This is a genomic window from Streptomyces siamensis (assembly GCF_039543605.1).
Lineage (GTDB): Bacteria > Actinomycetota > Actinomycetes > Streptomycetales > Streptomycetaceae > Streptomyces > Streptomyces siamensis.
This window is the reverse complement of record NZ_BAABKB010000001.1, coordinates 65,237-90,755: the sequence shown is the minus strand read 5'-3', so window position 1 is coordinate 90,755 and position 25,519 is coordinate 65,237. Positions and strand designations below refer to the sequence as shown.

The 25,519-nt window shown below is 70.9% G+C and carries 24 protein-coding genes; 13 read left to right on the top strand and 11 right to left on the bottom strand.

Going from position 1 to position 25,519, the window contains the following annotated elements; all coding sequences use genetic code 11:
* The first annotated feature begins 41 nt into the window (after positions 1-41).
* The 5 genes from ABEB03_RS00395 (at position 42) to ABEB03_RS00375 (ending at position 4,768) form a co-directional block, all read left to right on the top strand.
* Positions 42-1,502 carry an aldehyde dehydrogenase family protein gene (locus ABEB03_RS00395; RefSeq protein ID WP_345639596.1) on the top strand — a complete coding sequence of 487 codons (1,461 nt, stop codon included), beginning with the start codon at positions 42-44 and terminating at the stop codon, positions 1,500-1,502.
* A gap of 235 nt (positions 1,503-1,737) precedes the next feature.
* A complete protein-coding gene (locus tag ABEB03_RS00390; protein ID WP_345639595.1) occupies positions 1,738-2,289 on the top strand; it encodes a DinB family protein in 552 nt (183 codons plus the stop codon).
* A 31-nt stretch (positions 2,290-2,320) separates the two neighbouring features.
* On the top strand, positions 2,321-2,962 hold the full coding sequence (locus tag ABEB03_RS00385) for a PadR family transcriptional regulator (RefSeq protein WP_345639594.1): 642 nt from the start codon (positions 2,321-2,323) through the stop codon (positions 2,960-2,962).
* A gap of 82 nt (positions 2,963-3,044) precedes the next feature.
* Positions 3,045-4,010: an ATP-binding cassette domain-containing protein gene (locus tag ABEB03_RS00380; RefSeq protein WP_345639593.1), complete on the top strand. Its 966-nt coding sequence runs from the start codon at positions 3,045-3,047 to the stop codon at positions 4,008-4,010.
* Positions 4,007-4,768, top strand: coding sequence for an ABC transporter permease (locus ABEB03_RS00375; protein ID WP_345639592.1), 762 nt, complete (start codon positions 4,007-4,009; stop codon positions 4,766-4,768). Before ABEB03_RS00380 ends, ABEB03_RS00375 begins: the two co-directional genes overlap by 4 nt.
* Before the next feature lie 67 nt (positions 4,769-4,835).
* Here the strand turns inward: ABEB03_RS00375 and ABEB03_RS00370 are convergent, their stop codons facing one another.
* Both ABEB03_RS00370 and ABEB03_RS00365 read right to left on the bottom strand, forming a co-directional pair.
* Positions 4,836-6,248 carry a glutamate decarboxylase gene (locus ABEB03_RS00370; protein WP_345639591.1) on the bottom strand — a complete coding sequence of 471 codons (1,413 nt, stop codon included), beginning with the start codon at positions 6,246-6,248 and terminating at the stop codon, positions 4,836-4,838.
* An 8-nt stretch (positions 6,249-6,256) separates the two neighbouring features.
* Positions 6,257-7,543, bottom strand: a complete 1,287-nt coding sequence (locus ABEB03_RS00365) for an ion channel protein (protein ID WP_345639590.1) — start codon at positions 7,541-7,543, stop codon at positions 6,257-6,259.
* Between the two features lie 155 nt (positions 7,544-7,698).
* Here ABEB03_RS00365 and ABEB03_RS00360 point away from each other — a divergent pair, with 155 nt between their 5' ends.
* Positions 7,699-8,466, top strand: coding sequence for a MerR family transcriptional regulator (locus ABEB03_RS00360; RefSeq protein ID WP_345639589.1), 768 nt, complete (start codon positions 7,699-7,701; stop codon positions 8,464-8,466).
* 43 nt (positions 8,467-8,509) lie between these two features.
* Here ABEB03_RS00360 and ABEB03_RS00355 read toward each other — a convergent pair whose 3' ends face one another.
* Positions 8,510-8,875, bottom strand: a complete 366-nt coding sequence (locus tag ABEB03_RS00355) for a YbjQ family protein (protein ID WP_345639588.1) — start codon at positions 8,873-8,875, stop codon at positions 8,510-8,512.
* Positions 8,876-9,015: 140 nt separating this feature from the next.
* Here ABEB03_RS00355 and ABEB03_RS00350 point away from each other — a divergent pair, with 140 nt between their 5' ends.
* Positions 9,016-10,083: a VTT domain-containing protein gene (locus ABEB03_RS00350; RefSeq protein ID WP_345639587.1), complete on the top strand. Its 1,068-nt coding sequence runs from the start codon at positions 9,016-9,018 to the stop codon at positions 10,081-10,083.
* Positions 10,084-10,094: 11 nt separating this feature from the next.
* Here the strand turns inward: ABEB03_RS00350 and ABEB03_RS00345 are convergent, their stop codons facing one another.
* Both ABEB03_RS00345 and ABEB03_RS00340 read right to left on the bottom strand, forming a co-directional pair.
* The gene (locus tag ABEB03_RS00345; RefSeq protein ID WP_345639586.1) at positions 10,095-11,774 is read right to left on the bottom strand and encodes a threonine/serine exporter family protein; all 1,680 of its coding nucleotides are present in this window, start codon (positions 11,772-11,774) and stop codon (positions 10,095-10,097) included.
* 133 nt (positions 11,775-11,907) lie between these two features.
* Positions 11,908-12,399: an inorganic diphosphatase gene (locus ABEB03_RS00340; protein WP_030599677.1), complete on the bottom strand. Its 492-nt coding sequence runs from the start codon at positions 12,397-12,399 to the stop codon at positions 11,908-11,910.
* Positions 12,400-12,478: 79 nt separating this feature from the next.
* Between ABEB03_RS00340 and dacB the strand changes: the two genes are divergently transcribed.
* From dacB to folE, 6 genes are all read left to right on the top strand, one after another.
* The gene (gene dacB / locus ABEB03_RS00335; RefSeq protein WP_345639585.1) at positions 12,479-14,035 is read left to right on the top strand and encodes a D-alanyl-D-alanine carboxypeptidase/D-alanyl-D-alanine endopeptidase; all 1,557 of its coding nucleotides are present in this window, start codon (positions 12,479-12,481) and stop codon (positions 14,033-14,035) included.
* A 107-nt stretch (positions 14,036-14,142) separates the two neighbouring features.
* Positions 14,143-15,276: a zinc-dependent metalloprotease gene (locus ABEB03_RS00330; RefSeq protein WP_095935714.1), complete on the top strand. Its 1,134-nt coding sequence runs from the start codon at positions 14,143-14,145 to the stop codon at positions 15,274-15,276.
* A gap of 192 nt (positions 15,277-15,468) precedes the next feature.
* On the top strand, positions 15,469-16,590 hold the full coding sequence (gene tilS / locus ABEB03_RS00325) for a tRNA lysidine(34) synthetase TilS (protein ID WP_345639584.1): 1,122 nt from the start codon (positions 15,469-15,471) through the stop codon (positions 16,588-16,590).
* A 77-nt stretch (positions 16,591-16,667) separates the two neighbouring features.
* On the top strand, positions 16,668-17,228 hold the full coding sequence (hpt, locus tag ABEB03_RS00320; protein WP_010986089.1) for a hypoxanthine phosphoribosyltransferase: 561 nt from the start codon (positions 16,668-16,670) through the stop codon (positions 17,226-17,228).
* A 200-nt stretch (positions 17,229-17,428) separates the two neighbouring features.
* Positions 17,429-19,456 (top strand): ATP-dependent zinc metalloprotease FtsH, encoded by a 2,028-nt coding sequence (gene ftsH / locus ABEB03_RS00315; protein ID WP_345640539.1) that lies wholly within the window; start codon positions 17,429-17,431, stop codon positions 19,454-19,456.
* A gap of 145 nt (positions 19,457-19,601) precedes the next feature.
* Complete coding sequence (gene folE / locus ABEB03_RS00310; RefSeq protein WP_345639583.1) at positions 19,602-20,207, top strand: GTP cyclohydrolase I FolE; 606 nt, start codon at positions 19,602-19,604, stop codon at positions 20,205-20,207.
* Positions 20,208-20,342: 135 nt separating this feature from the next.
* Here the strand turns inward: folE and ABEB03_RS00305 are convergent, their stop codons facing one another.
* The 6 genes from ABEB03_RS00305 to ABEB03_RS00280 all read right to left on the bottom strand — a co-directional run bounded on the left by ABEB03_RS00305 (position 20,343) and on the right by ABEB03_RS00280 (position 25,512).
* Complete coding sequence (locus tag ABEB03_RS00305) at positions 20,343-20,828, bottom strand: DUF3180 domain-containing protein (protein WP_345639582.1); 486 nt, start codon at positions 20,826-20,828, stop codon at positions 20,343-20,345.
* An 85-nt stretch (positions 20,829-20,913) separates the two neighbouring features.
* Entirely contained in the window at positions 20,914-21,525 is a 612-nt protein-coding gene (gene folK, locus ABEB03_RS00300) for a 2-amino-4-hydroxy-6-hydroxymethyldihydropteridine diphosphokinase (protein ID WP_345639581.1), read from the bottom strand.
* Complete coding sequence (gene folB, locus ABEB03_RS00295; RefSeq protein WP_345639580.1) at positions 21,522-21,881, bottom strand: dihydroneopterin aldolase; 360 nt, start codon at positions 21,879-21,881, stop codon at positions 21,522-21,524. The genes folK and folB overlap by 4 nt, the downstream gene beginning before the upstream one ends.
* A gap of 248 nt (positions 21,882-22,129) precedes the next feature.
* A complete protein-coding gene (locus tag ABEB03_RS00290; protein WP_095935721.1) occupies positions 22,130-22,615 on the bottom strand; it encodes a nuclear transport factor 2 family protein in 486 nt (161 codons plus the stop codon).
* Positions 22,612-23,472 carry a dihydropteroate synthase gene (gene folP, locus ABEB03_RS00285; protein ID WP_345639579.1) on the bottom strand — a complete coding sequence of 287 codons (861 nt, stop codon included), beginning with the start codon at positions 23,470-23,472 and terminating at the stop codon, positions 22,612-22,614. Before folP ends, ABEB03_RS00290 begins: the two co-directional genes overlap by 4 nt.
* Positions 23,473-23,706: 234 nt before the next feature.
* Entirely contained in the window at positions 23,707-25,512 is a 1,806-nt protein-coding gene (locus tag ABEB03_RS00280) for a phosphatidylglycerol lysyltransferase domain-containing protein (protein ID WP_345639578.1), read from the bottom strand.
* Positions 25,513-25,519 lie beyond the last annotated feature (7 nt).

The window sequence follows — 25,519 nt, the reverse complement described above, 5'->3', positions numbered from 1 at the left end:
ATCGGATGTCTGCCTCGGCAGCGCAGGGATTGAGGGAGCTCATGTCGTCCTACTTCACCGACCTGGCCCAGCAGTACATCGACGGCGCCTGGCGGCCGGGCACCGGCTCCTGGGACATCATCGACTTCAACCCGTACGACGGCGAGAAGCTGGCGTCGATCACCATAGCCACCACGGACGAGGTCGATCAGGCGTACCGCGCGGCCGAGCGCGCCCAGAAGGAATGGGGCGCGACCAACGCCTACGCCCGCCGCGCGGTCTTCGAGAAGGCCCTGCGCATCATCGAGGAGCGCGAGGCGGAGATCACCGAGGTGATCATCGCGGAGCTCGGCGGCACCCACCTCAAGGCGGCCTTCGAGATCCACCTCGCCAAGGAGTTCCTGCGCGAGTCGATCCAGCTGTCGCTGCGCCCCGAGGGAAAGATCATCCCTTCGCCGATCGACGGCAAGGAGAATCGTCTCTACCGCGTCCCGGTCGGCGTCGTGGGCGTCATCAGCCCCTTCAACTTCCCCTTCCTCCTCTCGCTGAAGTCGGTCGCCCCGGCGCTGGCGCTGGGCAACGGCGTGGTGCTGAAGCCCCACCAGAACACCCCGATCGTCGGCGGCTCGCTGGTCGCCAAGATCTTCGAGGACGCCGGCCTGCCCGGCGGCCTGCTGAACGTGGTCATCACCGACATCGCCGAGATCGGCGACGCCTTCATCGAGCACCCGGTCCCGAAGGTCATCTCCTTCACCGGTTCCGACAAGGTCGGCCGGCACGTCGCCACCGTGTGCGCCTCGCACTTCAAGCGCTCCGTCCTCGAACTCGGCGGCAACAGCGCCCTGGTGGTGCTCGACGACGCCGACATCGACTACGCGGTCGACGCGGCGGTCTTCAGCCGGTACGTCCACCAGGGCCAGGTCTGCATGGCCGCCAACCGTGTCCTCGTGGACCGCTCCATCGAGGCCGAGTTCACCGAGAAGTTCGTCGCCAAGGTCAGGTCGCTGAAGACGGGCGACCCGAGCGACCCGCAGACGATCATCGGCCCGGTGATCAACTCCTCGCAGGCGGACGCGATATCGGGCGCCGTCGAGCAGGCGATAGCGGAGGGCGCCACCGCCCTCGTGCACGGCACGACGACCGACAACCTGGTCGAGCCGTCCGTCCTCACCGACGTCCCCGCCGACTCCTCCCTGCTGCGGCAGGAGATCTTCGGCCCGGTCGTCTTCCTCGTCCCCTTCGACGGCGAGGACGACGCGATCCGCGTCGTCAACGACACCCCGTACGGGCTGAGCGGCGCCGTCCACACCGGTGACGTCGAGCGCGGCGTGAACTTCGCCAAGCAGATCGAGACCGGCATGTTCCACGTCAACGACGGCACCGTGCACGACGAGCCGCTGGTCCCCTTCGGCGGCGAGAAGCACTCCGGCATCGGCCGGCTGAACGGCGAGACGACCGTCGACGCGTTCACCACGCAGAAGTGGATCTCGGTGCAGCACGGGCGCAGCTTCTTCCCCTTCTGAGTCCTTCCGGCAGCCTGCGGGACCTTCTTCCGGCAGCCTGCGGGACCTTCCCGGCGCCTTCCGGGATCCTCCGGCGGCCTGCGGGATCGCCCGGCGGCCGCCGGTCTTCCGGGACCCCCGCTCACGACTTCCAGGGATTTCCGCGCACGCCGCACCCTTGCGGACCGTAGCTGTCCGCAAGGGTCCGTAGCGTCATCGGTGTCAGGCAAGAGGACCCGATGAAAGGCGGCCGGTCATGGTGACTCACGTGGGAGCGGAGACGCGCGGGGACGAGCGGGGGGCCCTGCTGTCCTTCCTGGAGGAGCAGCGCGGCGGAATCCGCCGGGCGCTGCTGGGGCTGTCCGAGGAGCAGGCGGCCTCCCGCCCCAGCGCCAGCGAGCTCTCCCTGTCCGGCCTGCTGAAGCATGTCGCCGAGGTCGAGCAGAGCTGGATCGCCCGTGCCCGGGGCGAGGAGCCGGCCGTCCGGCGCGACGCGTCCAACTGGCACGAGTGTTTCGTGCTCGGCGACGGCGAGACCGTGGCGTCCCAGCTCGCCTACTGGGAGAAGGTCGCCGCGCAGACGGAGGAGCTCCTGCGTTCGGTGCCCAGCCTCGACGACACCTTCGCGCTCCCGGACGAGCCCTGGTTCCCGCCGGAGGGCCGGGTCTCGATGCGCTGGCTGGCACTCCACCTGATCCGGGAGACGGCCCGGCACGCCGGTCACGCCGACATCATCCGCGAGTCCCTGGACGGCAGGACCGCGTTCGAGCTGGTGGCCCTGGAGCAGGGCGGCCAGGGCACGTCCTGAGTCCGTCGGCAAGGGTCCTACGCTGGACCGCATGTCAGCGATCCGTCTCCTCGTGCTCGGCGCGGTCCGCCAGCACGGGCGGGCACACGGCTACCAGGTGCGCAACGACCTCGAGTACTGGGGCGCGCACGAGTGGTCCAACGCCAAGCCCGGCTCGATCTATCACGCGCTCAAGCAGATGGCGAAACAGGGACTGCTGCACGCGCACGAGATCGCCCCGTCCACCGCCGGCGGGCCGCCGCGCACGGAGTACGAGATCACCGACGCGGGCACCGAGGAGTTCCTCCGGCTGCTGCGGGAGTCCCTGGTGTCCTACGACCAGAAGATGGACATCCAGTCGGCGGCCATCGGGTTCCTCGTCGACCTGCCCCGTGACGAGGCGGTGGCCCTGCTGAAGGAGCGGATCCGGCGGATCGAGGTGTGGCGGGCGGCCGTCACGCAGCACTACATCCCCGAGGACGGCCCCGAACAGCTCGGCCACATCGGCGAGATCATGAACCTGTGGGTCCACACGGCCGACTCGGACGCGGCCTGGACCCGGGGGCTCATCGAACGGATCGAGCGCGGCGCCTACACCTTCTCCGGCGAGGGCGAGCCGTTCGTCGGCGTCCTCGCCGAGGGTGAGCAGAACCCGTACGCGACGGACGAGCGGCACCCGGACGACCACCGTTAATCAAGTTTGACCAATGCGGAGACGCGCGTTACCTTCGAGCAAGTAGTCAAGTTTGACTAACCGAGGAGATGGGGGAGTGCCCGTGGCCGACACGGCGATCGGCGTCGAAGGAGCACACAAGAAGTACGGCGAGAGGACGGCCCTGGACGGACTCGACCTGCGCGTCGCCCGCGGCACGGTGCACGGCGTGCTCGGTCCCAACGGCGCGGGCAAGACGACCCTGGTCCGCATCCTGTCCACCCTGCTGCGGCCCGACGGCGGCCGGATCGAGGTCGCCGGGCACGACGTGGTGACCGACGCCCGCGAGGTCCGCCGCCGCATCGGCCTGCTCGGCCAGCACGCGGCCCTGGACGAGGAGCTGAGCGGCCGTCAGAACCTGGAGATGTTCGGCCGCCTCCACCATCTGGGCGCCAGGCACGCCCGCGTGCGCGCCGGTGAACTGCTGGAGCGCTTCGGTCTCACCGACACCGGCCGCGCCTCCGTCCGGGCGTACAGCGGCGGCATGCGGCGCCGCCTCGACCTCGCCGCCTCCCTGATCACCGAACCGGAGGTGCTCTTCCTGGACGAGCCGACCACCGGCCTCGACCCGCGCGGCCGCGCCGAGGTGTGGGCGTCCGTCCGCTCCCTGGTCGGCGGCGGCACGACGGTCCTGCTCACCACGCAGTACCTGGAGGAGGCGGACCAGCTCGCCGACCGCATCTCGGTCGTCGATCACGGCCGGGTCGTCGCCGACGGCACCGCCGACGAGCTGAAGACGCTGACCGGCGGCGACCGCATCGACGTCGTCCTGCGCGACGCCGGTCAACTGGGCGCTGCCGTCGCCCTGTTGCCGCTGCCGGCCGCGGACGTCTCCGTGGACGCCGACCGCCGTCTCCTGAGCGCCCCGGTCGCCGACCGCATGGCGGCGCTGGCCGGGGTCGTCCGGGCCCTGGAGGCCTCCGGCATCGAGGCCGCGGACGTCGCCCTGCGCCGTCCGACGCTGGACGAGGTGTTCCTGCACCTCACGGCACGCGACGACCGCACCGACCGGACGAAGGAGACCGTGTGAGCACATATGCGCTGAGCGACTGCTGGACCATGACCCGCCGTGAACTCGCCCACTGGGCACGGCAACCCGTCCAGGTCCTCGTCCTCCTGGTCTTCCCCGTCATGCTGCTGCTGATGTTCGGCTACCTGATCGGTGGCGGCCGGGGCGTCGCGGGCAGCTACGTCGACTTCCTGGTGCCCGGCATGCTCGCGCTGACCATGGCCTTCGGCCTGGAGGGCACGATGCTGGCCGTCACCCAGGACCTCAACAAGGGCGTCATCGACCGTTTCCGCGCGATGCCGATGGCCAACGGCGCGGTCCTGGTGGGCCGTTGCACCGCCGACATGCTCCAGTCGGCGGTCGGGCTGGCCGTGCTGATCGGTGTCGGACACGCCATCGGCTGGCGCGCCCACGGCACGCCCGGCGCCTTCCTCGGGGCCGTCGGCCTGCTGCTTCTCTTCCGCTTCGCCATGCTGTGGATCGGCATCCACCTCGCGATGGTGGCCGGGAAGCCGGAGATGGTGCAGGCGGTGCAGATCCTGGTCTGGCCCGTCGGCTTCCTCTCCAACGCCTTCGCCACGCCCGGCTCGATGCCGTCCTGGCTGGGCACCGCCGTCGAGTGGAACCCGATGTCCCAGACGGCGACGGCGGTCCGTGATCTGTTCGGCGGTCCCGGCGGAGAGCCGGGGCACGTCGGGGCGGCGGTCCTGTGGCCGCTGGCGCTGGTGGCGGTGTTCTTCCCGCTCGCGGTACGAAGGTTCGCCCGGCTGAGCCGGTAGGTGCGTCGACCCGTTCTGCCCCGCGCGGCCGGCCGTCGTCGTCGCGGCGGCCGGCCGCGCGGAGCCGTCAGTGGTGGAAGCTCGTCGCCGCGTCCTTGTCGTGGGTCAGCGGATGCGGCTGGCGGCGCAGGTCGGGCAGCAGGCGCTTCAGGTCCTCGACGAAGAGGTCGGCGAGGTCGGTCGAGAAGCCGTTGCGGCAGACCACGCGCAGCACGGACAGGTCCTCGCGGTTCTCCGGGAAGGTGTACGCGGGCAGCAGCCAGCCGTGTTCGCGCATGCGCCGGGACACGTCGAAGACGTCGTACGAGGTCACCGAGGGCGCCGTCGTGAAGGCGAAGACCGGAAGCTGGTCGCCACGGGTGAGGAGGGTGAAGTCGCCCAGTTGCTCGACGCGCCGGGCGAGGCCCATGGCCACGTCCCGGGTCGTCTGCTGCACGGCCCGGTATCCCTCCCGGCCCAGGCGCAGGAACGTGTAGTACTGGGCCACGACCTGGGCTCCGGGGCGGGAGAAGTTGAGTGCGAAGGTCGGCATGTCGCCGCCCAGGTAGTTGACCCGGAAGACGAGCTCCTCGGGGAGTTCGGCCGCCGACCGCCACAGCGCCCAGCCGACACCCGGGTAGACCAGGCCGTACTTGTGTCCCGAGGTGTTGATCGAGGAGACCCGCGGCAGCCGGAAGTCCCAGACCAGGTCCTCGTCCACGAAGGGCGCGATCATCGCCCCGGACGCGCCGTCCACGTGGACGGGGACGTCCAGGCCCGTGCGCTCCTGGAGCTCGTCGAGCGCGGCGCACAGCTCGGCGATCGGCTCGTAGGACCCGTCGAAGGTCGACCCGAGGATGCCCACGACCCCGATGGTGTTCTCGTCGCACAGCTCGGCCGCTGCCTTCGGGTCGAGATGGAACCGGTCGCCCTCCATGGGCACCTGACGCGCCTCGACCTCCCAGAAGTTGCAGAACTTCTCCCAGCAGACCTGGACGTTGACGCCCATCACCAGGTTCGGGCGCACGTCCTTCGCCGGGTAGCGGTCCGCGTTGCGCGTCGCCCAGCGCCGTTTCAGCGCCATCCCGGCGAGCATGCAGGCCTCGCTGGACCCGGTGGTCGAACAGCCGACCGCGGCGGAGGGGTCGGGTGCGTTCCACAGGTCGGCGAGCATCGCCACACAGCGCCGCTCCAGTTCGGCGGTGCGCGGGTACTCGTCCTTGTCGATCATGTTCTTGTCCCGGCACTCGCCCATCAGGATCCCGGCCTGCGGTTCCATCCAGGTGGTGACGAAGGTGGCGAGGTTCAGCCGCGAGTTCCCGTCCAGCATGAGTTCGTCGTGCACCAGCTGGTACGCCGTCGTCGGCGGCAGCGGGCTGTCAGGGAGCCGGTGGGTGGGCGGCGCCTCGGTCATCCCGCTGACCGGATCCGTCTCCCCGTAGAACGGGTTGACGGACCTCCGGTGCCCGGCGGTCTTCTGGGTGCCTTTGTGGAGCGGCATGCGATCTCCTAACGGATCGAGGTCCCGTCGTCGTGCAGCTGCATCTGCGGCCGGCCGGTCACCAGCAGCCAGGCGGGAAGGGAGGCGATGCACAGCAGGGTGATGATCGTGGGCGAGGCCACCAGGACGGCGGCCGTGAACAGGCTCACCCAGCCCTGCCGGGTGATGGCGAGGAGGATGCCCAGCACTCCCGCGGACACGCCCACCGCGGGGTGGACAGAGGGCACGAGTGCGTGGGCACACAGACCGAAGGCCGTACCGATGAAGACGGCCGGGAAGATCCGGCCGCCGCGGAACCCGCAGGACGCCGCGACGAGCAGGGCGGCCAGCTTCACCACCGTCATCAGGGCGAACTGCCCCGCCGACCAGCCGTCCGGGTTCCGAGCCAGCTCGCCGACCTCGTCCAGGCCCTTGAACAGCGTCAGATGGCCGCCCAGCGCGCCGAGCAGGCCGAGGACGAGTCCGCCGGCCGGGAGGCACACCATCGGGTGCCGCAGCCGGGCGAAGGCGCGGTGGACGTACGGGAAGGCGTAGACGACGGTCATGCCGAGCACGGCGGCGGAGGAGGCGATCACCAGCGCGGCCAGCAGATCACCCCAGCGCGGTGAGCCGATCGGGGGCAGTTGCAGGTCGAACGCCGGATGGTGGATCAGGTCGGTGGTCGCCGCGCCTACCGCGGCCGCGGCCAGCGGAGCGAACAGGTTGTCCCACAGCCGCCCCCTCATCGGCCGTCCGGCCAGCGCCTCGGAGATGACCAGCGCTGCGGCCACGGGCGTGCCGAACAGGGCGCCGAGTGTCGCCGACTCCGCCAGCGCCGGCCACAGGACCCCGGGCAGCGCGGGCCGGAATCTGTGACCGAGCCAGGCCGCGAGCGCCACGTTGGCGGCGATGATCGGGTTCTCCGGGCCCAGGCTCGGGCCGCCCGCCAGCATCAGCGCCGTCGCCACCAGCAGGCCCGGCAGGATGAACGGCTGCATCGGGACCGCGGCGAGGCCCAGGGTGGCCGGGTCGGGGCCCGCGTGTCCCGGAGCCTTCCACACGACCAGACCGACCAGCACACCCGTCACGGTGAGCATGACGATCATCCAGAGCGAGGAGTAGCCGCCGATGCCCAGCGCGTCCGGGATGTCCTTCCACAGCACGTCCTGGAGCTGTTCGGCGGCGCTGCTCACACCCAGCAGGAGGAGGCTCGCGCCCACGCCGACGAGCAGGGCCGGGACGACCATCGGCAGCAGCGTCCGCGCGGGCGTCGCCGGAGTGGTGGCCGGTGCCGTCGGGGCCGCTTCGTGGGTCACGCGATCACCCTAAGCGGGCCAAACAGACACAACATCCCGAAAATGTGGCGTCGTCGCCCCCGGAATCCCGGACCCGTGGCCCCGTGGTCCTTCGGACTTGCACCTCACGTCACGTGAGGGCTCATCGTGAAGTGCGTACCGAGGAAGGAGCGGAAGTGAGCTACTCAGTGGGCCAGGTCGCCGGTTTCGCCGGGGTCACCGTGCGCACCCTGCACCACTACGACGAGATCGGGCTGCTGGTGGCCGGTGAGCGCAGTCACGCGGGGCATCGCCGCTACGGCGACGAGGACCTCGACCGGCTCCAGCAGATCCTGTTCTACCGGGAGCTCGGCTTCCCGCTCGACGAGGTCGCCGCCCTGCTCGACGACCCGGACGCGGACCCGCGCGCACACCTGCGCCGGCAGCACGAACTGCTGACCGCCCGGATCGAGAAGCTTCAGAAGATGGCCGCGGCCGTGGAGCACGCCATGGAGGCACGCAGTATGGGGATCAACCTCACGCCCGAGGAGAGGTTCGAGGTCTTCGGGGACAAGGATCCGGAGCAGTACGCGGAGGAGGCGGAGCAGCGCTGGGGCGGCACCGAGCAGTACGCCGAGTCGCAGCGCAGGGCCGCCCGCTACACCAAGGACGACTGGCAGCGCATCCAGGACGAGGTGGCGTCCTGGGGCGAGCGCTACGACGCCCTGATGGCGGCCGGTGAACCGCCGGCCGGCGAGGCGGCCATGGACCTGGCCGAGGAGCACCGCCGGCACATCTGCCGCTGGTTCTACCCGTGCTCGTACGAGATGCACGGGTGCCTCGGCGAGATGTACGTCTCCGACGAGCGCTTCAAGGCGTTCTACGACGCCATGCGGCCGGGCCTCGCCGAACACCTGAGGGACGCGATCACGGCGAACGCCGCACGCCGTCCCGAGGAGTCCTGACGGTGGGGGCGTCCGCCCGGGCGGACGCCCCCACCGGTGTGCGCTACCGCTTGGCCAGGACCACGGCCGTCCCGTACGCGCACACCTCCGTCCCCACGTCCGCCGCCTCGGTGACGTCGAAGCGGAACATCAGCACACCGTTGGCGCCCCGCATGCGTGCCTGTGCGACGAGCCGCTCCATGGCCTGGTTGCGGGTCTCGACGAGGGTCTTGGTGAGCCCCTTGAGCTCGCCGCCGATCATCGACTTCAGACCGGCGCCGATCTGGCTGCCCAGGTGACGGGAGCGCACGGTGAGACCGAAGACCTCGCCGATGACCTGCTCGACGCGGTAACCGGGTACGTCGTTCGTCGTCACGACCAGGACGTCCGACTGGGGTCCCTGGCCGCCGCCGTATTCATCGATGCCCATGGCTCACAGCTTTGTCCCAGTCGACGCACAGTGCATCCTGGAGCCACTGGTGGAACCTGGCGCGGACACATTGCGTTGATAGCTTTGGTCGGCCGAACAGGACCGCCGCACCCACCTTCACCCCTCAGGAGCCCGGAACCGTGACGACGCTTGCCCTCGGTCCAAGCTGGCTGGATCCGAACACGCTCCTGGACAACTTCGGCATCTGGGGTCTGCTGCTCATCGTCTTCGCCGAGTCCGGCCTGCTCATCGGCTTCTTCCTGCCGGGCGACTCGCTGCTGTTCACCTGCGGCCTGCTGATCACCTCGGGCACGCTGGACTTCCCGCTGTGGGCCGCGATCGCGCTGATCTGCCTCGCCGCGATCCTCGGCGACCAGGCGGGTTACGTGTTCGGCAAGAAGGTGGGGCCCTCGCTGTTCAACCGGCCCGACTCCCGCCTCTTCAAGCAGGAGAACGTGGTCAAGGCCCACGAGTTCTTCGAGAAGTACGGGCCCAAGTCCCTGGTCCTGGCCCGCTTCGTGCCCATCGTGCGCACGTTCACGCCGATCATCGCCGGTGTCAGCGGCATGAAGTACCGCTCCTTCATCACCTTCAACATCATCGGCGGCGTCCTGTGGGGCGCGGGTGTCACCCTGCTCGGCTCGTGGCTCGGCAACATCGACTTCGTCCACAAGAACATCGAGGCGATCCTCATCCTGATCGTCCTCGTGTCGGTGGTCCCGATCGCCATCGAGTTCCTGCGGGCCCGTTCCAAGGCCAGGAAGAACCCGCCGCAGGAGCCCGAGCGCCCGGTCCCGCCCGCCCAGCAGCACGCCCGGTCCGCGCCGCCCGTCATGGACGACGCCACGACCCGGCTGCGCCCCGTCCCGCCGGCCCACCAGGACCAGGCGTACGGCGGCCACCAGGGGTACGGCGACCACGGCTCGTACGGTGACCACGGCGCGTACGGCGACCAGCAGGGGTACGGCGATCAGCAGGGGTACGGCGACCAGCAGGGATACGGCGACCAGGCGCAGGCCTACCCGCAGCAGCACCAGCAGCCCCACGGACCGGACCAGGGCTACTCCCAGGGGTACGGTCAGCAGCCCTATGGCCAGCAGCCGTACGGCCAGGGCGGGGCCTACCCGCAGCAGCAGCCGTACGACCCTCAGCAGGACTACCGGCAGGCGCCGCAGTACCCGTACGACCAGGGCCACCGGGCCCCGTAGGGCGCGCGGAGCTAGAAGCCGCGGGTCCGCTTGGCGGCCCTGCGGCCCCCGGCGGAGGCGCCCGGCACTCGCAGGAACAGCCGGGAGATCTCCGACCCCAGGTTCACGCCGATCGCGATGGCCATCGCGAGCGCCGCTGCCTTGGAGAGGGAGACGAGCCCCTTGTCGACGTCGTTCTGCGCGATCGACAGCAGGCCGAAGTACGTGGCGGAACCGGGGAGCAGCGGACCGATCGCCGCCGTCGTGTACGGCAGCGCGGACGCGAACCGGTAGCGCGACAGCAGCTGCCCGAACAGCCCCACCAGGCCCGCCGCGACGGCCGTGGAGGCGACCGGGGAGATGCCGCCCGCGTAGTGCATCGCCCCGTACACCGACCAGGCGACGCCCCCGTTCAGGGTGACGGCGAGGACGGTGGAGCGTTCCTGCTGGAGCAGCACCGCGAACGTCAGCGACAGCAGCATGGACGCGGCGATCTGGAGCAGCGGCCGCTCGCTGCCGATCAGCGCGGCGTCCGGATTGAGCTCACCGCCGAGCTTCACGCCGAAGTAGAGCACCACCAGGACGCCGACGACGATGCCCACGAAGAAGTACATGACTTCGAGCAGGCGGGCGGAGGCGGTGATGTAGAAGCCGGTCAGACCGTCCTGCACGCCCGCGACCAGCGCCCGTCCGGGCAGCAGCGCGAAGAGTCCACCGGTGATCACCGCGGAGCCGTTCACGTCGACGTGCGCCACCGTGAGCGCCACGCCGATCGCGGCGGGTGGCATCGCGGCCACCGTGAACTGGTAGAACTCGGGCAGCCCGCGCCCCGCGCACAGCCACGCCAGGCGGTCGCCCAGCATCGCGCCGAGTGCCGCGGCGACGAACACGAGCGCGCCACCGCCGACGAGCACGGCGGCGGCACCCGCGAGCAGCCCGGCCGAGGCGGTGAGCGCCCAACCGGGGTACGGGTGGCGGTTCCGGCGGATCTCCGCGAGGCGCCGGTAGGCCTCCTCCAGGGAGATCGCGGTCTCCCCCGCCGGGTCGCTGAGATCGTCGACGAGGCGGTAGACCGCCGCGAGCCGCGTGTAGTCGGTGCCCCGGCGGCGGACGGTCCGGGACGCCGTCACGGGGTCGTCCACCAGCGACGGCTGGTGCGAGATGGACAACAGGGTGAAGGTGACGTTCGGTTCGCAGCGGTCCAGGCCGTAGGAGCGGCAGACGGCGAACATGGCCGCCTCCACGTCCTCGGCGCCCTCACCGCCCGCCAGCAGCAACTCGCCGATACGCAGCGTCAGGTCGAGCACGCGCGGGACGGCGGGCCCCGACTCGTCCTCCTTGTGCACCGGTTCGGGCGCGGGCCGCTCGGCCACCGGCATGCGCAGCATCGTGCGCATCCGGTCCTGCCAGGGCGCGTCCTTGGTCAGACTGACCACCGGGACGCCCGTCGCGGGCGTGAAGGCGGCCGGGGCCTCGCGCGAGCTGTAGGTGCGCGGCGTGCTGAACGCCGAGCCCTCCGACTCGGACACGGGCGCCTGCGGCGCGTCGAGCCCCTTGGGGAGCGCGAACTCCGAGGTCGTCGACGACTCCTCGTCCACCGCTCCGGTGTCCGGCGGGGCCACACCGGCGGGCGGGGTGAACGCACTTCTCGCCTCGTCCGACTGCGGCTTGCGGTCTTCCGCCTCCGGCTCCGCCACCAGCTTCTGCCTCACCTTTCGCGCCCCTGTGCCTCGTACGTACCTCGCGTTGCCTCGTACGTACCTCCGTATGCCTCAGTATGCGTACGGATACACGAACGGGCCGCGCGACCCCCTGGAGGTCACACGGCCCGCCGGGCGCAAGGGCTCAGTGACCGCCCTGGTCCTTGAAGCGCTTGTAGGAACGCTCGATCTCGGCCTCGGCCTCGGTGCGGCCGACCCAGTCGGCGCCCTCGACGGACTTGCCGGGCTCCAGGTCCTTGTAGACCTCGAAGAAGTGCTGGATCTCCAGGCGGTCGAACTCCGACACGTGGTGGATGTCGCGCAGGTGCTCCACCCGCGGGTCGTGCGCCGGGACGCACAGCAGCTTGTCGTCGCCGCCGGCCTCGTCGGTCATGCGGAACATGCCGATCGCGCGGCACTGGATGAGGCAGCCGGGGAAGGTCGGCTCGTCCAGGATGACCAGCGCGTCCAGCGGGTCGCCGTCCTCGCCGAGGGTGTTCTCGACGAAGCCGTAGTCGGCCGGGTAGCTGGTCGAGGTGAAGAGTCGACGGTCCAGGCGGATCCGACCGGTCTCGTGGTCCACCTCGTACTTGTTCCGCGAACCCTTCGGAATCTCGATCGTGACGTCGAACTCCACCGGTGGCTCCTCCATGATCAACACATAGTTCTGGTGGTTAAGTGTCCCTCACGCTGGTGTGTGATCGCGAAAGGGGCTGGTGGTCGTGCCAGAGCTGAGGCCTTGGCGGGCCGCGAGACCGCATGTGGTGCGGGTCGCGCGGACGGTGAAACCGCATGTGGCGCGGGTCACTCGAGCCGTGCGGCCACGTTCCGTGCGGATCACGACCCCGCAGTTCACGGCCGTCGCCGCCACCGTGGGCCTGGCGCTCGCGGCCGGGGCGGTGGCCGCGGCCGGTCCCTGGGACTCCTCCGGTCAGCGTACGGCCGAGCGTGACTGGGCCGCATCGCGGGACGGCGAGGGTGGCACAGATCACGGCCGTACGTCCGCTTCGTCCCGCACCTCGCCCCGGCCCGCCCCCAGCGCCGCCTCCGTTCTCGCCGGAGTCGGCGGCTCCGCGGGCGGCGTGCCCGTACCCACGCAGAAGGCGCTCGCCGACGTCCTCGACCCGCTGCTCGACAACGCGGCCCTGGGCGCCCGGCGCACCGCCGTCGTGGTCGACGTGGCGACCGGCAGGCGGCTGTACGCCAAGGGCGCCGACGAGACCCAGACCCCGGCCTCCACCACCAAGATCGCCACCGCCGTCGCCGCCCTCACGGCGCCCGGTCCCGACCACCGGATCAAGACGCGTACGGTCCTGGAGCCCGACACCAAGGAGGTCGTCCTCGTCGGCGGCGGCGATCCCACGCTGACCGCCCGCAAGAAGGCGGACGGATGGGCCGACCTGCGCACCCTCGCCGACCGGACGGCCGACGCCCTCAAGTCCCGTCACCTGGACCGGGTCACGCTCTCGTACGACACGTCGCTCTACACCGGTCCCGTCCAGCACCCCATCGGCAGGAACGGCAACCTCGCCCAGGTCACTGCCCTGATGGTCGACGAGGCCCGCCCCGGCGTCTCGGTCGCCGGCCCGGTCGACCGGGCCCCCGACCCGGCCCGTGACGCGGCCGGCAAGTTCGCCGACCTGCTGCACGACCGTGGCATCGAGACCGGGGCCCCCGGCCCGTCGAAGGCGACGGCCCGCTCCCAGGCCCTCGCCTCGGTCTCCTCGCCGCCCCTGTCCGCCCTGGTCGAGCGGATGCTGACCAACAGCGACAACGACATCGCCGAGGCTCTCGCCCGCCAGGTCGCCCTCGCCTCGGGGGAGTCGGCCAGCTTCGAGGGAGCCGCCAAGGCGATCCACAGCCGGCTGGACAAGCTCGGACTGCCGGTCTCCGGCGCGAAGTTCGCCGACGGCAGCGGACTCGACCGCGCCGACCGGATCTCGGCCCGCCTGCTCACCGCGCTGCTCGCCGAGGCCGGCGATCCCGCCCACCCCGAACTGCGCACGGTCCTGACCGGCCTGCCCGTCGCGGGTTTCACCGGCACCCTCAGCACCCGCTACGCCGACGACCCCGGCGCCACGGGCGTCGTACGCGCCAAGACCGGCACGCTCACCGGTGTGAACACCCTCGCCGGCACCGTCGTCGACGCGGATGGACGCCTGCTGGCCTTCGCCTTCCTCACCTCCGACGAGGCCCACCCGCCGAACATGGACGCGGCCCGCGCGGTCCTGGACCACACGGCGACGGCACTGGCGGCCTGCGGCTGCCGCTGATCCCCATGGACCCCTTGCGCATCAGGGTCAACGCGGGCCCCATCTCGGGGCCCGCCCGGAGCACGTACCCCTCACCGCAGCGCGACGTGCTCACGTACGGTTGACGCATGACGAGCATCGGTGGTGCCGCATCTACTGGGATGGTCGACTGGAATCTCGCGGTGGCGACCGCGACCCGGCTCGTGCGGCCGGGCCCCGAGGTGAGCCGTGACGAGGCCCGTGCCGTCGTCGCGGAACTGCGCCGGCACGCGAAGGCCTCGGAGGAGCACGTCCGGGGCTTTACTCGTCTGGGTGAGGACGGCGTGCACGACACCCCCGTCCTCGTCGTCGACCGCCCCGGCTGGGTCCGGGCGAACGTCGCCGGGTTCCGGGAGATCCTCAAGCCCCTGCTGGACAAGATGCAGGAGCGGCGCGGCAACACACCGGGCGGAGCCGTCCTCGGAGCCGTCGGCGGCAAGGTCACCGGCGTCGAACTGGGCATGCTCCTCTCGTTCCTGTCCTCCCGGGTCCTCGGACAGTACGAGACCTTCGCCCCGGCCACGCGCGAGCTCCCCGCCGGCGAGCACGGCGGCGGCAGGCTCCTGCTGGTCGCGCCGAACATCGTGCACGTCGAGCGCGAACTCGACGTCCAGCCCCACGACTTCCGCCTGTGGGTGTGCCTGCACGAGGAGACCCACCGCACCCAGTTCACGGCCGTGCCCTGGCTGCGCGACCACCTCGAGGGCGAAATCCAGTCTTTCTTGGGGGAGACCGATGTCGACCCCATGACCGTCCTGGAGCGCATCCGGGAAGCCGCCCAGTCGCTCGCCGGCGGGCGCCCCGAGGGCGAGGAGGACGACGGCGGCCGCTCCCTGGTGGAAATCGTCCAGACGCCCGCCCAGCGCGAGATCCTCGGCCGGCTCACCGCGGTGATGTCCCTCCTGGAGGGCCACGCGGACTTCGTGATGGACGGCGTGGGACCCGCCGTCGTCCCGTCCGTGGGGGAGATCCGCGAGAAGTTCCAGCAGCGCCGCGCGAAGGGTGCCTCCCGCCTGGACACCGCCCTGCGCAAGCTGCTCGGTCTGGACGCCAAACTGAGGCAGTACCGGGACGGCGAGCGGTTCGTACGGGCCGTGGTCGACCAGGTCGGCATGGACGGGTTCAACCGCGTGTGGACCTCCCCGAACACGCTCCCGACGAAGGCGGAGATCGCCAAACCGGCGGACTGGGTCGCGCGGGTGCACCGCAAGGCCGAGTCGTGAACCCTGCGGGAGGGTCGTGAAACGAATCCGGCCGACGGCAGGCAAACGCCCCTCCAATCACCCGTCCGAGGGACCGTGAGCCATGGGTAGGCGTGCAATGCTCGGGGAACGGCCCGGTTCTGTCACCATCTACACACTCTGAGTGACCGACCCCGGGCTCACCCCCCGAAAACTTCATGAAGGGAACCGGACATGGGTCCCCATCCTGCGGTCGCGGCGATACGCCTGGCGGTACGCCGCGTACTCCACGACATCATCACCGAGCACACGCCCGCCTCCGACACCCGGCGCGCGCCCGCTCACGGTGTCACGCGCCCCTCGCCCCCCGACGCCGAGCGCGTGCCCGCCCCCGGTACACGGCGCACCCTCCCGCCCGCGCGACCCCGCCACGAGCAGCCCTCGACGCCGCTCGTCCTCGTCGCGTGCTCCGGCGGAGCCGACTCCATGGCGCTCGCCTCCGCCCTCGCCTTCGAGGCCCCCAAACTCGGCATCCGCGCCGGTGGCATCACCGTCGACCACGGTCTGCAGACCGGCTCCGACCTGCGCGCCGAGGAAGTCGTGCTGCGCCTCACGGAGATGGGACTCGCCCCGGCCGAGTGCATCGCCGTCACCGTCGGCCGCGACGGCGGGCCCGAGGCCGCCGCCCGCGACGCCCGGTACGCCGCCCTGGACTCCGCCGCCGAGCGCCACGGCGCCACCGCGATCCTGCTCGGCCACACCCGCGACGACCAGGCGGAGACGGTTCTGCTCGGTCTCGCCCGCGGCTCCGGCATCCGCTCCCTGTCCGGGATGGCCGCGGTCTCGGGGGCCGACGGCCGTTACCGGCGCCCGTTCCTGCACCTGGACCGGCAGACCGCCCGCAAGGCCTGCATGGTCCAGTCGCTGCCGGTGTGGGACGACCCGCACAACACCGATCCGGCCTACACCCGCTCCCGGCTGCGCCACGAAGGCCTGCCCGCCCTGGAGAAGGCGCTCGGCAAGGGCGTCGTCGAGGCCCTCGCCCGTACGGCACAGCTCTCCCGCGACGACGCCGACGCCCTCGACGCGTGGGCCAGCCAGGCCGAGGCGTCCGTACGCGACGCGGCCGGCCTCCTGGAGTGCGCCAAGCTCTACGCCCTGCCCCCCGCCGTACGCCGCCGCATCCTGCGCCGCGCCGCCATCGAGGCGGGCGCACCGGCCGGTTCGCTCTTCGCCCGGCACATCGAAGAAGTCGACCGGCTGATCACCGGATGGCGCGGCCAGAAGGCCATCAATCTCCCGGGCAAAGTCGTCGCTCAGCGACAGGGTGGCAGACTGGTGATTCGGCAAGGCTGAAATCGCGCCCCCCCCAGTGAGGCGCCCGGTCTCCCCTCGGGGAAGGACCGGTCAGCCGGTGGGACGACCGAAAGTGAATGCGGGTGGACGCGAAAGACATGGGCACCGACCTCAAGTCGGTGCTCATCACCAAGGAAGAGATCGACGCGAAGCTGGCCGAGCTGGCGGCGAAGATCGACGCGGAGTACGCGGGCAAGGACCTGCTGATCGTCGGAGTCCTCAAGGGCGCCGTCATGGTCATGGCGGACCTGGCGCGTGCGCTGTCCACCCCGGTCACCATGGACTGGATGGCCGTGTCCTCGTACGGCGCGGGGACGCAGTCCTCGGGCGTCGTGCGGATCCTCAAGGACCTCGACACCGACATCAAGGGCAAGCACGTCCTGATCGTCGAGGACATCATCGACTCCGGGCTGACCCTGTCCTGGCTGATCTCCAACCTCGGCTCCCGCGAGCCCGCCTCCCTCAAGGTGTGCACGCTGCTGCGCAAGCCGGAGGCGGCGAAGGTCGCGATCGACGTGGAGTGGGTCGGCTTCGACATCCCGAACGAGTTCGTGATCGGGTACGGCCTCGACTACGCCGAGAAGTACCGCAACCTCCCGTTCGTCGGTACGCTCGCGCCTCACGTCTACGGCGGCTGACCGCCCGCACTTCGCGGGGCGGCTCAGCCCTTGTAAGACGTTCGGGAACCCCAGCGGGTTTCGCGCCGTTGGAGCATGCGTAGGCGGGATTGCCAGCAGTCCCCTGCGGCTTCGGGTGACAATGCTGGGGTACCGTCCGAAGAACAGTCTTTATCAAACTCACTATGGCAGGAGGGACGGGGCGGCACCGCTCCGTATGGATGGACGTGAAGCGATACTTCCGTGGGCCGGTCATGTGGATCGTGCTGGCCGTCCTTGCCGTGGTCGTGTTGATGCAGGTCGTCGGCTCGTCCGGCGGCTACAAGACGGTGGACACCGGCCAGGTGGTCCAGGCGATCAATGAGAACAAGGTCGAGTCGGCGAAACTCACCACCGGCGACGAGCAGATCATCAAGGTCTCGCTGAAGGACGGCGAGAAGGTCGACGGCAGCTCCAAGATCCAGGCGAGCTACATCGGCGACCAGGGTGTGACCCTCGCCGGGGTCCTTCAAGACAAGTTCCAGAACAAGCAGATCCCGGACGGCTACACGGTTTCGCCGTCCAAGCAGAACCCGTTCGTCGGCATTCTGCTGTCCCTGCTTCCCTTCGTCCTCATCGTCGTCGTCTTCCTGTTCCTGATGAACCAGATGCAGGGCGGCGGCTCCCGGGTCATGAACTTCGGGAAGTCCAAGGCGAAGCTCATCACCAAGGACACCCCGAAGACGACGTTCTCCGACGTCGCGGGCTCGGACGAGGCGGTCGAGGAGCTCCAGGAGATCAAGGAGTTCCTCCAGGAGCCGGCGAAGTTCCAGGCCGTCGGGGCCAAGATCCCCAAGGGTGTGCTCCTCTACGGGCCTCCCGGTACGGGCAAGACGCTGCTCGCGCGCGCCGTCGCGGGCGAGGCCGGCGTCCCCTTCTACTCGATCTCCGGTTCCGACTTCGTCGAGATGTTCGTCGGTGTCGGTGCCTCCCGGGTCCGTGACCTGTTCGAGCAGGCCAAGGCGAACGCCCCGGCGATCGTCTTCGTCGACGAGATCGACGCGGTCGGCCGCCACCGCGGCGCCGGCCTCGGCGGTGGTCACGACGAGCGCGAGCAGACCCTGAACCAGCTGCTCGTCGAGATGGACGGCTTCGACGTGAAGGGCGGCGTCATCCTGATCGCCGCCACGAACCGGCCCGACATCCTCGACCCGGCTCTCCTGCGCCCCGGCCGCTTCGACCGCCAGATCGCGGTCGACCGCCCGGACATGCAGGGCCGTCTGGAGATCCTCAAGGTCCACCAGAAGGGCAAGCCGGTCGCCCCGGACGTCGACCTGTCGGCCGTCGCGCGCCGCACCCCGGGCTTCACCGGTGCGGACCTGAGCAACGTCCTCAACGAGGCCGCGCTGCTCACCGCCCGCAGCGACCGCAAGCTGATCGACAACTCCATGCTGGACGAGGCGATCGACCGTGTGGTCGCGGGCCCGCAGAAGCGGACCCGGATCATGTCGGACAAGGAGAAGAAGATCACCGCGTACCACGAGGGCGGACACGCCCTGGTCGCGGCGGCATCCCCGAACTCCGACCCGGTCCACAAGATCACGATCCTGTCGCGCGGCCGTGCCCTCGGCTACACGATGGTCCTGCCGGACGAGGACAAGTACTCCACCACGCGCAACGAGATGCTCGACCAGCTGGCGTACATGCTGGGCGGGCGCGCCGCGGAGGAGCTCGTCTTCCACGACCCGACCACCGGCGCGGCGAACGACATCGAGAAGGCCACCACCACGGCCCGCGCGATGGTCACGCAGTACGGCATGACCGAGCGTCTCGGTGCCATCAAGTTCGGCGGCGACAACACCGAGCCCTTCCTCGGACGTGAGATGGCTCACCAGCGCGACTACTCGGAAGAGGTCGCCGCGCTGGTGGACGAGGAAGTCAAGAAGCTCATCGAGAACGCGCACAACGAGGCCTGGGAGATCCTGGTCGAGAACCGCGACGTGCTCGACAACCTGGTGCTCCAGCTGCTGGAGAAGGAGACGCTGGGCAAGGAGGAGATCGCCGAGATCTTCGCCCCCATCGTCAAGCGTCCGGCCCGCCCCGCGTGGACCGGCTCGTCCCGGCGCACCCCGTCCACCCGTCCGCCGGTGCTCTCCCCCAAGGAGCTGTCCCTGACGAACGGCGCGAACGGCGCGACGCCGGCCATCGCCAACGCGACGGAGTCCGTCCCCGCGACGGACGCCGCCCCGGAGGACCGCACCGAGAGCTGATCAGGGCTCCCGGCGCCCCCACCAGGCCCGGAATGAAAGCCGCGCCCTCCAGGTTCTAGCCTGGGGGGCGCGGCTTTCGTTTGATACGCCCGCATGTCTGGACGCGTCGACGTGCACGCGCAAGATCCACAGGAACGAGGACCACATGACCGACCCCGTGACGCTGGACGGCGAGGGTGTGATCGGCGAGTTCGACGAGAAGCGTGCCGAGAACGCCGTGCGGGAGCTCCTCATCGCCGTCGGTGAGGACCCGGACCGTGAGGGCCTCAAGGAGACGCCGGGGCGTGTGGCGCGGGCGTACAGGGAGCTTCTGGCGGGTCTGCGGCAGCAGCCCGAGGACGTCCTGACGACGACCTTCGACCTCGGGCACGACGAGATGGTCCTGGTGAAGGACATCGAGATCGTCTCCCTGTGCGAGCACCACCTGCTGCCGTTCCACGGTGTGGCGCACGTCGGCTACATCCCGGCGGATTCGGGCAAGATCACCGGACTGTCGAAGCTCGCGCGGCTGGTGGAGGTGTTCGCCCGCCGTCCCCAGGTGCAGGAGCGGCTCACCACGCAGATCGCCGACTCCCTCATGCGGATCCTGGACGCGCGGGGCGCGATCGTCGTCATCGAGGCCGAGCACATGTGCATGTCGGTGCGGGGCATCCGCAAGCCGGGCGCCAAGACCACGACGTCCGCCGTGCGCGGTCAGCTCCGGGACGCCACGACCCGTGCCGAGGCGATGAGCCTGATACTGGCGCGCTGACCGGATCCCGGGTGGTGTCCGGTCCCCTGTGAACAGCTCCCCCTTCGATCGGCGAACGACTCGCCGATCGAAGGGGGATCGTGCTGTCGGGGGCTGTCGGCCGGCCGGTGGTCCCGCTCGTCGAGTGGGCGGAGGTCACGCAGCCGGGGCCGTGCCGCCGTCGCTGTCGTCGTCCTCGGGGAGCTTGCAGACCCGCTCCAGGAAGAAGGCGGCCGCTATGACGCCGATCCCGGCGACGACGGACAGCCCGGCGTAGATGGCCTGGTCGCGGATGGCGGGGATCTCCAGGGACTCCAGGAGGAACACGCCCGCGCCGCCGTACATCCCGGAGACCAGGGCGGCGACCAGGGCGCTCGCCTGGCCGAAGACGACCGCGCGGGCCGCCATCAGGGGGTCCACGCCCTTGGCGCCGGGGCGCCGCTCACGCTGGGCCTTGAGGCGTGCGCGCAGTGAGAGCGCCGTGGCCAGCAGGACCACGGCGATCAGCGCGAGGACGATGGGGGCGGCGAGGGGGACCCGGGGGAGCGTGCCCACCGCGTTCCACAGGCGGGCGCCCGCCCAGGACAGGACACCGGCGACGACGAACACGGCGGCCAGCGTCCTGATGCGCAGCTGTTTCACTTTGCCCCTTCGGTTGGCCCGCCGACAGGCGGTCGTCCGGTCCGGCGGTCGGTCGTCGGGCCCGTGGTCGTCTTGACCTTAACGACTACTCGGGCAGCCGGAGTTCCAGGTCGGCGCGGGGCGCGACACCTTCCCGGGTGACCACGGTGAGGAGCTGGGCGACGGGTCCGCGGCCGGGGAGCTGGGCCGTGGGCTCGACGTCGTGCCACGGGGCGAGGACGAAGGCCCGCTCGTGGGCGCGCGGGTGAGGGAGGGTCAGGACCGGGTCATCGGAGACGACATCCGCGTACGCGACGATGTCCACGTCGATCGTGCGCGGGCCCCAGCGCTCGTCGCGCACGCGGTGGAAGGCCTCCTCGATCGCGTGCGCCCGCTCCAGGAGCGAGGACGGGGGCAGGGTGGTCTTGAGGACCACCACCGCGTTGAAGTACGACGGCTGGCTGCCCGGCTCGACGCCCCAGGGCTCCGTCTCGTAGACGGGGGAGACCGCTTTGATGCGGACGCCGGGGGTGTCCTCCAGGGCGTCGATGGCGCCCTGGAGGGTCTCCAGGCGGTTGCCCAGGTTCGAGCCGAGGGAGATCACGGCGCGTTTGGGGTTGCTCAGGGTCGTGTCGGCGGCGTCCACCTGCTCCACCACGGAGGCGGGTACCGGCTGTACGGTCGGGTCGCTCTGACCCTCGGTGAAGAAGGCGGTCATACTCGGCTCCGGGTGATGGTGACGGTCACGTCGTCGAAGGGGACCGTGATCGGAGCGTCCGGTTTGTGGACGCAGACCTCGACCTCCCGGACTCCCTCGTGCTTCAGACACGTCTGGGCGATGCGCTCGGCGAGCGTCTCGATGAGATCGACGGGCTCGCCCTCGACGACGGCGACGACCTCTTCCGCCACGATGCCGTAGTGCACGGTCTTCGCCAGGTCGTCGTCGGCCGCGGCCGGCCGGGTGTCCAGGCCCAGTGTCAGGTCCACGATGAAGGTCTGGCCTTCTTCGCGTTCCTTCTGGAAGACACCGTGGTGCCCGCGGGCCTTGAGGCCGCGCAGCGCGACACGATCCACGCGAATCACTCCTGCAATCGTCGGTAGCGGCGGCCGTGAACCGAGTGCGGTCGGCACACCGGCCTCAAACGAATCTACCTGCGGGCACTGACAGCGATCGCCCACGGGGGCGGGTGCCCGGGCGAAGGCGGCGAGGCTTCACCCGGCGTTTCCCCTGGGGAACGCGGCGGCTCACGGGTTGGTAGCCGCCCCTACCCCGCGACTGGTGATTCCAACCACTTCTTGGTCCCTGCGGGCCGTCCGCCCACTCAACCGGCGGTGTTCTCGTCCTCTTCCTCGTTGGATTCGGCGAGGACGGGGGAGGCGTGGTGCGACCAGAGCTTCCACCCCTCGGCCGTGCGCCGGAACACGTTCGTGGCGACGACGAGCTGGCCGACCAGCGGGCCCAGCTCGTCGCTGTCCTCGGGGGCGGGGGCGCCGCTGAGGATGTTCTCGGTGCAGGTCACCAGCGCCGTGTCGCCGGCCACGGAGACGTGCACGTCGGTGAGGAAGAACTGGATGTACTCGGTGTTGGCCATGATCAGCACGTACGAGCGCAGCACCTCGCCGCGGCCGTTGAGGACCGGCCAGCCGGGGTGGACGCAGGACACCACCGCGCCTTCGCCGTCGATGCCTCCGGGCTCCGTGTCCAGCCACAGCGAGGACAGCTCCTCGAAGTCGCCGCGTTCCATCGCCTCGTAGAAGGCGGTGTTGGCGAGCTCGACCTGCTCGACGTCGGTCCGCGGGGTGCTCACCGGGCTCCCTCGACGGCGCGGGCGACCCGTACGGCGTCGGCGGTGGCCCTGACCTCATGGACACGGACCGCCCAGGCGCCCTGCTGGGCGGCGAGCGCGGAGACGGCGGCGGTGGCGGCGTCCCGCTCGCGGGCCGGGGGCGGGGCGCCCTCGGGGCCCGCGAGGACGCGGCCCAGGAAACGCTTGCGGGAAGCGGCGACGAGCAGCGGGTGACCGAGGTCGCGCAGCCGGTCGAGGTGGGCGAGGAGGGCCAGGTCGTGCTCGGGGTCCTTGGAGAAGCCCAGCCCCGGGTCCACGACGATCCGGTCGGGGGCGACGCCGCCGGCCAGCACGGCCTCCACGCGCGCGTGGAGCTCGTCGACGACTTCGGCGACGACGTCCTCGTACGCCCCCCGCACGTTCCCGCCCTCCAGGAAGCCGCGCCAGTGCATGACGACGAAGGGGGCGCCGGCGGCGGCGACGGCGGGGATCATCGCGGGGTCGGCGAGACCGCCGCTGACGTCGTTGACGAGGGCCGCGCCGGCGGCGAGGGCCTGCTCGGCGACGGAGGCGCGCATGGTGTCGACGGAGACGGTGACGCCCTCGGAGGCGAGGCCGCGGACGACGGGGACGACCCGCTTGAGCTCCTCCGCCTCGTCGACGCGGGTGGCGCCGGGGCGGGTGGACTCTCCGCCCACGTCGACGAGGTCCGCGCCCTCGCTGACCAGGCCGAGGCCGTGCTTGACCGCTGCCGTCGTGTCGAACCAGCGGCCTCCGTCGGAGAAGGAATCGGGGGTGACGTTGACGACGCCCATGACCGCGCAGCGGTCCCACGTCGGCAGCCCCACGACCCGGCCGCGCCCGCGCTCATTGCTCATACGTCCAGCCTAGGCCTCCTGACGGGGGCCGTTTCGCCCGCGGCGGGCGGGGGTGCTTCCGTCCTGCCGGCGGGGGTTTCCTCGGATGGTTCTTATCGGATGCATTCGGGTGTTTCGAGAGGTTCGTGCCACACGTCCGCGGGGACCGGCGGACGTGTGGCACGTGCGGGTCGGTGGCCCGAGCGGGGCCGGCCGGGTGGGACGGCCCACGCCGAGGCGGGGCCACGACAGTTCCTAGGCCGCCCCGATGCGGTGCTCGGCCAGCGCGTGGGCGCACGGCCGGGGTGCGGGGGAGCGTCGGCGCAGCGGGCGGGGCAGGGCCAGGGTCACGAAGCCCTCCGCCTGCATCGCCGCGAACCCGATGCGGGGGAGGTCGCGGGAGGACGCGTAGACGACGAAGCGGGGCTCCCAGCGCGGGCGGAACTTGGCGTTGAACTTGTAGAGGGACTCGATCTGGAACCAGCGCGACAGGAAGACCAGCAGTCCCCGCCAGGCGCGCAGTACCGGCCCCGCGCCGATCTTCTCGCCACGGGCCAGTGCCGAGCGGAACATCGCGAAGTTGAGGGAGATCTGCTCGATGCCCAGCCGGGGGGACGCCTGGAGTGCGGCCACGATGAGGAGTTCGTTCATGCCCGGGTCGGCCGAGCGGTCGCGGCGCATGAGGTCGAGCGACACGCCGTCCGTGCCCCACGGCACGAAGTGGAGGACGGCCTTCAGGTCGCCGTAGGGGCCGGGTTCGGCGTCGGCCTTGTGGGCGGTGGCGATCAGGCAGTCCCCGTCGGCCGGGTCGCCGATGCGGCCGAGCGCCATGGAGAAGCCGCGCTCGGTGTCCGTGCCGCGCCAGTCCTCCGCGGCGCGTCGTATGCGGTCGAGCTCGCCCTCGCCGAGGTCACGGATGCGCCGTACCCGTGTCTCGTAACCAGCCCGCTCGATGCGCTTCACCATCTGGCGCACGTTCCGCATCGCGCGCCCGGCCAGGGAGAAATCCACGACGTCCACCACCGCCTCGTCCCCCAGTTCGAGGGCGTCGAGTCCGGTCTCGCGGGTCCACACCTCGCCGCCCTTCTCCGAACAGCCCATGACGGCGGGTGTCCAGGAGTGCGCCCTCGCCTCGTCCATGAAGCGTTCGATGGCGCCGGGCCAGGCCTCGACGTCGCCGATGGGGTCGCCGCTGGCGAGCATCACCCCGGAGACCACGCGGTAGGTGACGGCGGCCTTGCCGCTGGGCGAGAAGACGACGGCCTTGTCGCGGCGGAGCGCGAAGTGGCCGAGGGAGTCGCGGCCGCCGTGCTTCTCCAGGAGGGCGCGCAGCCGGGCCTCGTCGTCCTCGGTGAGGCGGGCCGCGGGGTGTTCGGGGCGGAAGGCCAGATAGATGGTGGTGACGGCGGTCAGCAGGCCGAGGGCGCCGAGCGAGAAGGCGACCGTCCAGGAGGTGGGCCCGCTGTAGTCGACCGGCCCCTCGAAGCCGACCAGGCCATACAGGACGTGCTGGATGCGGTCGGCCAGGCTCGGGTCGCCGACCATGCGGTTCTCGTGGACGCTGACGATGACGAGCCCGAGGGCGAGGGAACCGGCGCCCATGAGCACGAAGTTGGCGAGCGCGCGCCACCGGCTGCGCGGGTCGGGCAGGGCCGCGAATTCGCCCCGGTGCCGCAGCAGGGGCGCGAGCAGGGCCGCGGAGATGACGACGCCGATGACCGAGTGGCGGTACGCGAACTGCGCGACGGCGCCCGCGGGCAGCAGGACCACCGCGGCGCGCCACGCCCGGCGCTTGCGGCGGCGCAGCCCGTGGGCGAGCAGCAGCAGGAGCACGCCCGCACTGAGCGAGAGCGCGGCGGCGAACGGGCCGAGGGCGCCGGGCAGTACCTCGGCGATGGCGTGCATGCGGCTGCGCCGGAAGCGCGGGAAGACGCCGGCGGCGACGTCCAGGAGTCCGACGAGCGTGCAGGCCCGGGCGACCAGGGCGGGGACGGCTTCGGGTCGCGGACCCCGGAGTATGCCCCGCGTTCCGCCTGTTCGACTCGGAACCTCGCCCGACATTTCCCCA